This window comes from Candidatus Accumulibacter similis (assembly GCA_013347225.1).
GTDB lineage: Bacteria > Pseudomonadota > Gammaproteobacteria > Burkholderiales > Rhodocyclaceae > Accumulibacter > Accumulibacter similis.
The window spans coordinates 263,061-274,627 of sequence record CP054595.1; the positions used below are offsets into that span (position 1 = coordinate 263,061).

13 protein-coding genes are annotated in these 11,567 nt (G+C 65.7%); 5 read left to right on the top strand and 8 right to left on the bottom strand.

Annotated features, from left to right (window positions below; translation table 11 throughout):
* Window positions 1-2: 2 nt before the first annotated feature.
* Window positions 3-1,376, bottom strand: coding sequence for a metalloprotease PmbA (gene pmbA / locus HT579_01185; protein QKS27700.1), 1,374 nt, complete (start codon window positions 1,374-1,376; stop codon window positions 3-5).
* A 96-nt stretch (window positions 1,377-1,472) separates the two neighbouring features.
* On the opposite strand from pmbA, the gene HT579_01190 reads away from it, so the two are divergent.
* Both HT579_01190 and mog read left to right on the top strand, forming a co-directional pair.
* Window positions 1,473-2,030 (top strand): DUF615 domain-containing protein, encoded by a 558-nt coding sequence (locus HT579_01190; GenBank protein QKS27701.1) that lies wholly within the window; start codon window positions 1,473-1,475, stop codon window positions 2,028-2,030.
* On the top strand, window positions 2,017-2,613 hold the full coding sequence (gene mog, locus HT579_01195; protein QKS31426.1) for a molybdopterin adenylyltransferase: 597 nt from the start codon (window positions 2,017-2,019) through the stop codon (window positions 2,611-2,613). The genes HT579_01190 and mog overlap by 14 nt, the downstream gene beginning before the upstream one ends.
* A gap of 12 nt (window positions 2,614-2,625) precedes the next feature.
* Here the strand turns inward: mog and HT579_01200 are convergent, their stop codons facing one another.
* A complete protein-coding gene (locus tag HT579_01200; GenBank protein QKS31427.1) occupies window positions 2,626-4,161 on the bottom strand; it encodes a hypothetical protein in 1,536 nt (511 codons plus the stop codon).
* 169 nt (window positions 4,162-4,330) lie between these two features.
* Here HT579_01200 and HT579_01205 point away from each other — a divergent pair, with 169 nt between their 5' ends.
* From HT579_01205 to HT579_01215, 3 genes are all read left to right on the top strand, one after another.
* On the top strand, window positions 4,331-5,152 hold the full coding sequence (locus HT579_01205) for a thymidylate synthase (protein QKS27702.1): 822 nt from the start codon (window positions 4,331-4,333) through the stop codon (window positions 5,150-5,152).
* Window positions 5,153-5,161: 9 nt separating this feature from the next.
* Complete coding sequence (locus tag HT579_01210; protein QKS27703.1) at window positions 5,162-5,701, top strand: dihydrofolate reductase; 540 nt, start codon at window positions 5,162-5,164, stop codon at window positions 5,699-5,701.
* 88 nt (window positions 5,702-5,789) lie between these two features.
* Window positions 5,790-6,227, top strand: a complete 438-nt coding sequence (locus tag HT579_01215) for a DUF721 domain-containing protein (GenBank protein QKS27704.1) — start codon at window positions 5,790-5,792, stop codon at window positions 6,225-6,227.
* Here the strand turns inward: HT579_01215 and HT579_01220 are convergent.
* The 6 genes from HT579_01220 to HT579_01245 form a co-directional block, all read right to left on the bottom strand.
* Window positions 6,214-6,402, bottom strand: a complete 189-nt coding sequence (locus HT579_01220) for a hypothetical protein (GenBank protein ID QKS27705.1) — start codon at window positions 6,400-6,402, stop codon at window positions 6,214-6,216. The genes HT579_01215 and HT579_01220 overlap by 14 nt on opposite strands.
* A gap of 4 nt (window positions 6,403-6,406) precedes the next feature.
* Window positions 6,407-7,336: a UDP-3-O-acyl-N-acetylglucosamine deacetylase gene (locus tag HT579_01225; protein ID QKS27706.1), complete on the bottom strand. Its 930-nt coding sequence runs from the start codon at window positions 7,334-7,336 to the stop codon at window positions 6,407-6,409.
* Window positions 7,337-7,431: 95 nt separating this feature from the next.
* A complete protein-coding gene (ftsZ, locus tag HT579_01230; protein QKS27707.1) occupies window positions 7,432-8,598 on the bottom strand; it encodes a cell division protein FtsZ in 1,167 nt (388 codons plus the stop codon).
* A gap of 64 nt (window positions 8,599-8,662) precedes the next feature.
* Window positions 8,663-9,892 (bottom strand): cell division protein FtsA, encoded by a 1,230-nt coding sequence (ftsA, locus tag HT579_01235; GenBank protein QKS27708.1) that lies wholly within the window; start codon window positions 9,890-9,892, stop codon window positions 8,663-8,665.
* A complete protein-coding gene (locus tag HT579_01240; protein ID QKS27709.1) occupies window positions 9,889-10,641 on the bottom strand; it encodes an FtsQ-type POTRA domain-containing protein in 753 nt (250 codons plus the stop codon). Before HT579_01240 ends, ftsA begins: the two co-directional genes overlap by 4 nt.
* Before the next feature lie 3 nt (window positions 10,642-10,644).
* On the bottom strand, window positions 10,645-11,562 hold the full coding sequence (locus tag HT579_01245) for a D-alanine--D-alanine ligase (protein ID QKS31428.1): 918 nt from the start codon (window positions 11,560-11,562) through the stop codon (window positions 10,645-10,647).
* Window positions 11,563-11,567: the final 5 nt, after the last annotated feature.

The window sequence follows — 11,567 nt, forward strand, 5'->3', positions numbered from 1 at the left end:
AATCAGTCGCCTGCGACCTTCATCTCTTCGGTCAGGATCGAACCAACCTGCTTCGAGCCCCGAACGACGACGTCGGTGCCGACGGCAACGATGTTGCGGAACATGTCGCGCAGGTTGCCGGCAATGGTGACTCCTTCCACGGGGTGCACGATGGCGCCCCCTTCGACCCAATAGCCGGCAGCGCCGCGCGAATAGTCGCCGGTGACGTAGTTGACACCTTGGCCGAGCAGCTCGGTGACCAGCAGTCCACGTCCCATCTTGCGCAACAGCCCCGGCAGATCGCGCTTTCCAGGGCGGACGATCAGGTTGTGACAGCCACCGGCATTGCCCGTGGTCTGCATCCCCAGCTTGCGGGCGCTGTAGGCGCTGAGGAAATAGCCCTGCAGCCGACCGCCAGTGACCACTTCGCGGTCCTGTGTGGCAACACCGTCGTTGTCGAAATAGCTGCTGGCGAGCGCGCGTGGCAGGTGTGGCCGCTCGCTGATGTGCAGCTTGCTCGGGAAGATGCGCTTGCCCAGGCTGTCGAGGAGGAAGGAGGTGCGGCGATAGAGGCTGCCGCCGCTCGCCGCGTGCACGAAATTGCCGATCAGCGACGCTGCCAGCGGCGCCTCGAACAACACCGGCACCTTGCAGGTTCTGATCCTGCGCGCGCCGAGACGGGACAGCGCGCGTTGCGCGGCGCGCTCGCCGATCGCCTCGGCCGAACCGAGCGCCAGCGGGTCGCGGGCGACCTCGTACCAGTCGTCCCGCTGCATGTTGTCGTTGCGGCCGGCAATCAGCGAGCACGACAGGTAGTGACGCGAACTCGGATAGCCGGCGATGAAGCCAAGGCTGTTGGCGGCAACGAACTGACCTTCCTGGATAGACACCGTCGCACCTTCCGAATTGCTGATCTCGGGACTGACGGCAAAGGCAGCCTGCTCACAGCGGCGGGCGATGGCAACGGCATCGTCGACCGAAAGCCGCCACGGATGATAAAGCTCGAGGTCCGGCTGGCTGTTGACATCGGTCGCCAGCAGAGTGGCGTCGGCCAGGCCGGCGCAGGGGTCCTCGGCGGTGAAGCGGGCGATGCTCAACGCCGCCTCGACGGTCTCGCGCACGGCCCTGGGCGAGAAATCCGAGGTGTTGGCGTGTCCTTTGCGCCGGCCTAGGTAGACCGAGACCGAGACGCCCTTGTCCCGGTTGTACTCGATGGTCTCGACCTCGCCGCAGCGCACGCTCACCGACTGCCCGAAGCCCGTCGAGACGTCGACCTCGCAGGCGCTCGCCCCCTGCCTGCCAGCGTGCGCGAGGACATCGCGCGCCAGCTCGCGCAACGCGTCAAGGCTGTGGCTGAAACGTGATTCGCTGCTGGCGGGCGGGACTGAACGGGACATTGGGTCTGGCCGGCGACAAAAGCCGCTATCATAGCAGCTCCCGGCACCGCCACCGGCCCACCGGCCGCCGCCGCCGACAACACCGGTACAGCGCCCATGAGCAGCCACTCCACTGCGGCAGACAGGCAGGAAGATCCGCAACCGCCGTCGAAGACGAAACGCAAGCACGCAATGGCGGAGCTGCAGGGACTGGGTGAGCAACTCGTGGCACTGCCCGACGACCGTCTGCGCCAGGTGGAGTTGCCCGAGGGCCTGCGGCTGGCGGTCGTCGAGGCTCGCGGCATGACGCGCCAGGACGACGCACGGCGCCGGCAGATGCAGTACATCGGCCGGCTGATGCGGGCGGTCGACCCGCAACCGATTCGCGAGGTCCTGGCGGCGGCGCGCGGCGACTCCGCCGGCGAAACGGCGATGCTGCACCGGGTCGAGCGCTTGCGCAGCGAGCTTCTCGCCGACGAGAAGCTTCTGTTCACGATTGCCAGCCGCTCGCCGGCGGTCGACCTGCAGCAGTTGCGCTCGCTGCGGCGGGCAGCCCTCGCCGAGCAGGCGCAGGGCAAGGCACCACGCAGCTACCGTGCGTTGTTTCGGCTGCTCCGGGAAATCGATCAGAAGGCGGCGACCTTGCATGGGGATGGCGATGATGAACGGCAATGAGGAGTTGCTGGTCGGACTGGTTTCGATCAGCGATCGCGCTGCACAGGGCGTCTACGAGGACCGGGGGCTGCCGGCGCTCGACCACTGGTTGCGGCTTGCCGTCAGCAGCCCGTGGCGAAGCGAAACGCGCCTGATCGCCGATGATCGTCCGTCGATCGAGCAGACGCTGATCGACCTCGTCGACCGCATCGGCTGTCATCTCATACTGACCACCGGCGGCACCGGACCAGCCGCCCGCGACCAGACTCCGGAAGCGACGCTGGCCGTCGCCGACAGGCTGATGCCAGGCTTCGGCGAGGAGATGCGGCGAATCAGCCTGAACTTCGTGCCGACGGCGATCCTCTCGCGCCAGGTGGCGGTGATTCGTCGCCAGACACTGATCGTCAACCTCCCCGGGCAGCCGAAGGCGATCCGCGAGACGCTCGAAGGGCTCAGGACCGCCGATGGCAGCCTGCTGGTCAGCGGCATCTTCGCCGCCATCCCCTACTGCATCGACCTCCTGGGCGGTCCCTACGTCGAAACGCGCGAAGAGGTCGTCAAGGCCTTTCGGCCGAAATCCGCGCAGCGATCGCAACCAGCCTGATCGCTTTTTGCCTCAACCAACCCGCTCCCGACGAAAGCGGGCGATCTCGAAATCGCCACCGCTCTCCTCGACCTCCAGCGGCACGAGCACGCTGAGCCCGCCATCGAGGTTCAGGTCGAGGTTTTCGCGGACCTGGAAACCGCCCAGCGGCAGAAGAATGCGCAGCACGTCGGCGGCGGCGCCGTGTTCGTCATAGAGGCAGATGCCGGGGATGGCGACCGCGGCTGCGAAGCCGCTGCGCCGTGGCCGCAGGTCGACGCTCCTTGCTCGCCGCGACAGGACCTGCACGCCAACGGTGGCAACACCACCCGGCAATGCACCCAGTCGCCTGACAACGCCGAGAAGCCAGTTGTCGCTCCCCTCCGCCTGCATGCAGAGCAGGGCGCCCAGCCGCACCCGGCCCTCCGACGAACCGTCGAGGAGAGCACGGAAGCCACCGAGACTGATGTTGTCCACCAGCCACTGCTGCCGCGCGGGATCCCCCTGCAACTGCAGCGTCGCCCCCGCGAAGACCATGTAGCACTGCTCGAAACCCTCGAGCACGGTCATCTGCGTCCTGATGGGGTGTCGCCGATGCTCTCTCTGTGGTGGTTGCTGGGCCCAGTAGGGACGCAGGTGCCGCAACACCGTGAGCACCAGCTTCGGCGGGTATTCGCCGCCCAGGTTGAGGTCCGCCGGCAGATCTCCATGCTCGAGGCGGTGGGTCAGCTCGTTGAGTGCAGCCAATGCCGGCACTGGCGAAAGATAGCGCAGGCTGGCGGCGACCGCCACCGGTCGCCTGGCCAGTCGTGTCGGCGGCTCGCCGCTGCCGGCGTCGACCCAATAGACGCTGTCCGGGCGCGGCGCCGGGAAGAGGACGAAAGCGGGCAGGAAGTGGGCGATCAGTCGATCGGCGAGTTCGATCTGTTCCGGCAACAGTCCGTCCATCGACGACAGGCAGAAGACCAGCGCGTGGGTGTACTGCTGCTGGACGTTGCTCAGACCATGCTGTCCCGGATAGAGCTGCACCGACTTCTGCGCGTAGCCCGCCTGTTCGGCTGCCAGGTAGCTCGCGCCCAGCGCCTGCCAGAGTTCCGGGCCGGCGGCGGCATAGCGGTAGGCGAGCCACTTGAGCTGACAGCGGCGGGCCGCGAGCAGACGTGCCTCAGCCAGGGGCAGGGACGCTTTCAGCGCGTCGCTGCCCTTCCTGCGTGGATCGAGTCGCGCGCGCGCCAGGCACAGCGAGTAACTGGCAGCAACTTCGTTCCAGAATCCGTGGCAGCGGGTCCAGATGCGGCTCTTCTCGGCTGGCGACAGGTGCCGTGACTGGATGTAGTCCCGCGCCAGACGACGCAGATGCGGCTGTGCAGCCTCATCGAGCCGGCGCAGGACATCGAAATAGTGATCGACACGGAAGTTGCGGGCATGCTTGAGCGACTCGAACCAGCTCGTCACTTCGTCAACGGCGTTGCCCGGGCGCTCGACCAGGAGCTCGGCAACGATCCGCTTCAACTCCTTGCCATCAGCCAGCGGATGGTCGGGACGCTGCGGGAACAGGTTCAGAATCATCGGTAAGCCGGCCTCGTCACGGGTCGCCAAATGCAGGCGGCAATTGTAATGCATGCTGACGATCAGCGCCTCGACCACAGCCACAAACCGCAACAGGCCACTGCCAGGTGGCGAGCCGACGCCGCACTATGGCTTACAATGGCGGCTGGCGCATCGGCTGGCACACGGGATGAAGCAGTATCTGGATCTGATGCAGCACGTTCTGGACAATGGTTGCGTCAAGGGCGACCGCACGGGCACCGGGACGCGGTCGGTGTTCGGCTGGCAGATGCGTTTTGCGCTCGACGCCGGCTTCCCCCTCCTGACCACCAAGAGACTGCACCTGCGCTCGATCGTCCACGAGCTGCTGTGGTTTCTGCGCGGCGAGACGAACATCCGCTACCTGCAGGAGAACGGCGTGCGGATCTGGGACGAGTGGGCCGACGCGAGCGGTGATCTCGGACCCGTCTACGGCCATCAGTGGCGTCATTGGCAGACTGCCGACGGCCGGCAGATCGACCAGATGGCGCAACTCGTCGACGGGCTCAGGCACCAGCCCGACTCGCGGCGCCACCTGGTCACCGCCTGGAACCCGGGAGACGTCGAACGGATGGCGCTGCCGCCCTGCCATGCGTTCTTTCAGCTCTACGTGGCTCCGCCGCAGGCTGACGACGCCGACCAGCGACCCCGGCTGTCGTGTCAGTTGTACCAGCGCAGCGCCGACATCTTTCTCGGTGTCCCCTTCAACATCGCCTCCTACGCTCTCCTGACACTGATGCTGGCACAGGTCTGCTGCTATCGCCCGGGCGACTTCGTGCACACCTTCGGCGATGCGCACCTCTACAGCAACCATTTCGAACAGGCACGGCTGCAACTGGCGCGCGAGCCACGCAGCCTGCCGCGGATGCGGCTGAACCCGGCGGTCTGCGATCTTTTCGGCTTCCGCTTCGAGGATTTCGAACTCGAGGACTATGATCCGCATCCGCACATTGCGGCACCGGTTGCAGTTTAGATCCCCGGGATGATCTCGCTGATTGCCGTCGTGTCGAGAAACCTGGTGATCGGCAGGAACCAGCGGCTGCTCTGGCGTCTGCCTGAAGACCTGCGTCATTTTCGGGCGACGACCGGCGGCAAACCGGTGATCATGGGCAGGAAGACCTGGGAATCGCTACCCGAGGCCTTCCGTCCCCTGCCCGGCCGGCACAACATCGTCGTCAGCCGGAATCCGCGGTACCACCCGCACGGTGCCAGCCGGGCGGCCTCGATCGAAGAGGCACTGCGCATCGCGGGCGACGCTGGCGAGGTGTTCGTCATCGGTGGCGCAGAGCTGTATCGGCAGACCCTGCCGATGGCGGAGCGTCTCTACCTGACCGAGGTCGCCGCCGAAGCCAGCGGCGATGCCTTTTTTCCCGCGCTGCCTCGCGGGCAATGGCAAGAGGTTTCGCGCCGCGCCGGCCGGGTAGGTTCGCCGCTTGCCGCCGCGGACTGCACCACACCCGATTTCGACTTCGTCGTCTACGAGCGAGCGCGCCTGCAACCGGCGCTGCCACCGGCGCAATGAGCCATCGTGGCGGTCGCGGGGGGTGATTGCCAGGCCGACGGCAGGCAGGATAGCATGCGCACATCCTCCATCATGAAGCCCGCAGCAAATGGCCGACACCCTGCATCGCTTCCTCGCCGCGCCCGACGGTGCGGCAAAGGTCATGGCACACGCGCAACTGTTGCTGCGGCTGGACGAAATCTTCAGGAGGGTCGCGCCGGCGCACCTCGTGCCGGCGAGCGCCGTGGCGAACTTCAAGTCGGGCATCCTGGTCATTCACGCGCACAACGGTGCGGTGGCGGCAAAACTGCGGCAGATCGCCCCGACCTTGGCGAACGAGCTCACGCAGCGGGGTATCGAGTGTCGCGGCCTGCAGATCCGGGTGCATGCCGTGCAGGCCCGCACGCCGGCCAGGCATCCGCAACCCAGCAGGCCGCTCACCGCCGGAAGTTGCGAGCGGCTGGCAGCACTGCGCGAATCGCTGCCCGCATCGCCGCTGCGGCAGGCGGTCGAGCGTCTTTTGGCGCGTTCGGCTAGACAGGAATGACGGCGACGCGTTCGATGATCATCAGCGAGAAGACCAGCAGCGCGACGATCAGCGAATAGCGAAAGAGTCGCCAGGCAAAGTTCAGATAGCGCCTGTCGCGGGTGAAGGCGAAGAGCACGACCCCGGCGGCCACTGCCAGCACCGTCAGAACGGCGAGCAGGCGCAGCAGCCACATCGGCTCAGAAAGCCGGCGATGCCAACCAGCGCGCTACGGCCTGCGGCGCCAGGTCACTGTCCTCGAAACTGACGAATTCCCATGCCTCCGGGCTGGCCAACAGCCGGCGGGCAAGCTGGTTGTTCAACGCATGGCCCGACTTGTGCGCACTGAAGGTCGCCAGCAACGGGTGGCCGAGCAGGTACAGGTCGCCGATCGCGTCGAGTACCTTGTGTTTGACGAACTCGTCGCTGTAGCGCAGGCCATCGGCGTTGAGCACGCGGTACTCGTCGAGGACGACGGCGTTGTCGAGCCCACCCCCTTGCGCCAGACCATTCTCGTGCAACCACTCGACTTCCTGCATGAAACCGAAGGTGCGCGCGCGCGCCACCTCTCGCACATAGGAATTCGCTGCAAAATCAAAGCTCACCTGCTGCCCCGTGCGGTCAATCGCGGGGTGATTGAAACCGATCGAGAACGACAGGCGAAAGCCGTCATGGGGATCGAGCCGGGCCCACTTGGCGCCCGCCGGGTCGTCCTCGCGCACTTCGACCGGGCTCTTGATGCGGATGAACCGCTTGGCCACCGGCTGTTCCTCGATGCCCACCGACTGAATTAGGAAGACGAAGGGCGACGCCGAACCGTCAAGGATCGGCAGCTCGGCAGCATCGACGTCGACGAAGGCGTTGTCGACCCCGAGGCCGGCGAACGCCGACATCAGGTGCTCGATCGTACCGACCTTGACGCCGGCGCGCTCGACGCACGAACACATGCGGGTGTCGGTGACCAGCAATGCCGATGCGGGCAGCTCAACCGGCGGCTCGAGATCGACGCGACGAAAGACAATGCCGGTTCCCGGCGCCGCCGGACGCAGGCTCATGTTCACCTTGACACCGGAATGGAGGCCGACACCAGCCGCGCTGACAACTGCCTTGAGTGTGCGTTGCTTCAACATGTGTCTGAAAAAAAGAGGGAATCGGCGGATTCTAGCACAGGCTGGGTGGCCCGAACAGACGCCGATTCCCGCAGAGGAGTGGTTGGGGTTCCGGCTCAGTCGGCCTGCTTGCGCAGAAAGGCCGGGATATCGTAACGGTCCACACCGCTGTTGGCCAGCGCTTCGACGGTCGCGCTGCGGCCCTTGCGGACGATCGCCGGCACCTGATCAAGCGAGGCGTAGTCGATTGCGCCGGCGCCGAACGGTCCGTCGGTCCCGGTGGCCTGGCGGTCGATGTTGCGAATCACCTCGAAGGGCCGTTGCTTTGCCTGCGCCTGGCCGAGGCCGGTGGCCACCACGGTGACACGAATCTCCTCGCCCATCTGCTCGTCGTAGACGGCGCCGAAGATGATGTGCGCGTCGTCGGCGGCAAAAGCTCGGACGGTGTTCATCACTTCGTTTACTTCCCTCATCTTCAGCGACCGGGAGGCCGTGATATTGACCAGCACCCCCTTGGCACCAGAGAGGTTCACACCCTCGAGGAGCGGGGACGAAACCGCGCGCTCGGCAGCGATTCGCGCCCGGTCAACACCGGCAGCGTTGGCCGAGCCCATCATCGCCATTCCCATCTCGCCCATGACCGTCCGCACGTCCTCGAAGTCGACGTTCACCAGGCCGGGGAAGTTGATGATTTCGGCAATGCCGCCGACCGCGTTGCGCAGCACGTTGTCGGCCGCACGGAAGGCTTCATCCATCGAGACGTCTTCACCGAGCACGTCCATCAGCCGGTCGTTCAGGATGACGATCAGCGAGTCCACGTGTTTCTGCAGCTCGGAAATCCCGACCTCGGCCACTTTCAGCCGCTTGCCCTCGAAGGCGAACGGCTTGGTGACGACGGCAACGGTCAGCACGCCAAGCTCACGCGCCACCTCGGCAACGATCGGCGCGGCGCCGGTACCCGTGCCGCCGCCCATGCCAGCGGTGATGAACACCATGTGCGCACCCTGCAGCGAAGCGGCAATCGCTTCTCTCTCCTCGATCGCCGCACTCTTGCCGGCCTCCGGCTTGGCGCCAGCGCCGAGACCGGTCTTGCCGAGCTGCAGCTTCTGCAGGGCAATGCTGCGGGCAAGCGCCTGCGAGTCGGTGTTGGCGGTGATGAAATCCACCCCGTTGACACCCTCGCGGATCATGTGGTCGACGGCGTTGCCGCCGGCGCCACCGATGCCGATCACCTTGATCACGGTATCCCGCTCGCTCTGTTCCTTCTCGATGATTTCAAACATTGTCGCCTCCTCTGCAAAAAGATTCACCAAAACCAGGAAATGCCTCTCGTCATCGCTGACAGGCTTAGAAGTTCTTTTCGAACCACGACTTCATACGACCAAACACCTGCTTGACATCGCGCGTCTCGCGCACCTTGAGGCCGCGCTTGCGCTGCGTGTGGGCCTCGAGCAACAAGCCGCAGGCAGTCGCGAAACGCGGGCTCTGAACCACGTCGGCGAGCGCCCCCTGATACTTCGGCACGCCCAGCCGCACCGGCATGTGGAAGATCTCCTCGCCCAGTTCGATCATCCCCGGCATGACCGAAGCGCCACCGGTGAGGACGATTCCCGATGACAGGACATCCTCGAACCCCGAACGCCGCAGTTCCGCCTGAATGAGTTCATAGAGTTCCTCCACCCGCGGCTGGATGACGTCGGCCAGCGCGCGTCGCGACAGCTTGCGCGAGGGACGGTCGTCCACACCGGCGACGTCGAGGACGTCCTCCGGATCGGCAAGATGCGCCAGCGCGCAACCGTACTTGCGCTTGATGTCTTCGGCCTCACGCGTCGGTGTGCGCAGCGCCATGGCGATGTCGTTGGTCACCTGGTCGCCGGCAATCGGAATCACCGAGGTGTGGCGGATCGCTCCCTGTGTCCACACCGCCAGATCGGTCGTGCCGCCACCGATGTCGATCAGGCAGATGCCGAGATCCTTCTCGTCATCCGAAAGCACCGCGCAACTCGAAGCCAGGGGTTGCAGGACCAGATCATTGACCTCGAGACCGCAGCGGCGTACGCACTTGACGATGTTCTGGGCCGCGGAAACGGCGCCGGTGACGATATGCACCTTGACTTCGAGGCGGAAGCCGCTCATGCCGATCGGCTCGCGAATGCCGTCCTGGTCGTCGATGATGAACTCCTGCGTCAGGATGTGGAGGATCTCCTGGTCGGCCGGGATCGGCATCGCCCGTGCCGTCTCGATGACGCGCTCGACATCCATCGGCGTGACTTCCTTGTCCTTGATCGCCACCATGCCGTTCGAGTTGAAGCTGCGGATGTGGCTGCCGGCGATTCCGGTGTAGACGTCGCGCACCTTGCAGTCGGCCATCAGCTCGACTTCCTGCAGGACGCGCGAGATCGTGGCAACGGTCTCCTCGATGTTGACGACGACGCCCTTCTTCAGGCCTCGCGATTCCTGCGAGCCCATGCCGATGACGTTGAGCCGCCCTTCGGGAGTGAGCTCGGCAACCAGAGCAACAATCTTCGACGTGCCAATGTCGAGTCCAACGATCAGATCCTTGCTATCCCTGCTCATTTCTTTCCTTTGACTTCTTGAACCGCACTGGCGGTGAAGCGCAGTGCGAAACCGTTTGGATACCGCATGTCCACCGCGACTGGCCGCCCGTGCTGGGCATCCGGCATTTTCGGGTAGTACTCGACGAAGCGTTGCAGGCGCATGCGAATCGGCGCCTTGGCCTGTTCGCGGCCCAGTTCAACCAGCATCCCGTCCTCCAGCTTGACCGCCCAGGCCAGGCGCGGCGACAGGCTCAGCTGCGCGGGCCGCAGGCTGGCCGGTCTGAGCAGCTCGGCGAACTCGCCATGGCGACGCAGGACCTCGCGCGAGGAACCGCTCGGTCCACTGAGCCGGGGAAGCCGCTGGTCGTCTCGCAGCGAGGCGGCAAATACCTCGCCGAAGCTGTTGACCAGCTCGCCATGCCCGTCTCCCCAATGGGCCACGGCCTTCTGCTCCTCGACGCGCACTTCGATCCGCGATGGCCACCGGCGCCACAACTCGGCGCGGCGCACCCACGGCAGGTCCTCGAGTGCCCGCCGCAGCGCCTCGAGATCGACAGTGAAGAAGTTGCCGCGCAGGAGGTCGGACAGCGCTTCCTCCATCTCCTGCCGCTGCACGACCCGCAATTCGCCGATCACCTGCACTTCGGCAAGCGGGAACAGCCGCAGGCGCGACGAACCCCAGACGACCGCAGCCGCCAGCAGGGCTGCTCCACCTGCGAGAAAGAGCAGGTCGGCGATCGCTTTCAGCAGGTGTGGTTTGTGCCACATCGTTCATCCCAGGGTGGCGAGCGCGAGGACGCGGACCACCAGTTCATCGTAGCCGATACCGGCGGCGCGAGCCGCCATCGGCACCAGCGAATGGTCGGTCATTCCCGGCGAGGTGTTTACCTCGAGCAGATAGGCGCGACCACCGCAAGCCGCGTCCATCAGGAAGTCGACCCGCCCCCAGCCGCGACCGCCGAGCACACGAAAGGCCTCCAGGGCCAGTGCCCGCAGTTCGACTTCGCGCTCCGCCGGCAGCCCGCAGGGGCAGCGATAGACCGTGTCGTCACGCAGGTACTTGGCCTCGTAATCGTAGAAGTCGGTGCCCGGCTCGATCTTGATGATCGGCAGCGCCTCATCGCCGAGGATCGCGGCCGTGTACTCGCCGCCGAGGATCGCCCGCTCGGCGAGCACCAGCGGGTCGTGGCGAGAGGCGGCTGCATGCGCTGCGCCCAGTTCGCCGGCCTGCGTGACCTTGGTTATGCCGATCGAAGAGCCTTCGCAGGCCGGCTTGACGAAGAGCGGCAGCCCGAGTGCCGCCTCGACCCCGGCGAAATCGCTGCCCGCTTCGAGAACCACATACTCCGGGATCGGCAGGCCTGCCGCCTGCCACAACAGCTTGCTGCGCCATTTGTCCATCCCCAGTGCCGAAGCCATCACCCCACTGCCGGTGTACGGGACGCCCATCAGTTCGAGCGCGCCCTGGATCGTTCCGTCCTCGCCGTGACGTCCGTGCAGCGCAATGAACGCGCGGTCGAAGGCGGCAAGTTCGTCGAGATGACGTGTCGCCGGGTCAAAGGCGTGGGCGTCGACTCCCTGACGCTGCAGCGCGGCGAGAACGCGCGCACCGCTGTTCAACGATACCTCCCGCTCGGCCGATCGGCCACCGAAGAGCACTGCAACCCTGCCGAAATCCTGGCGGCTCATCATTC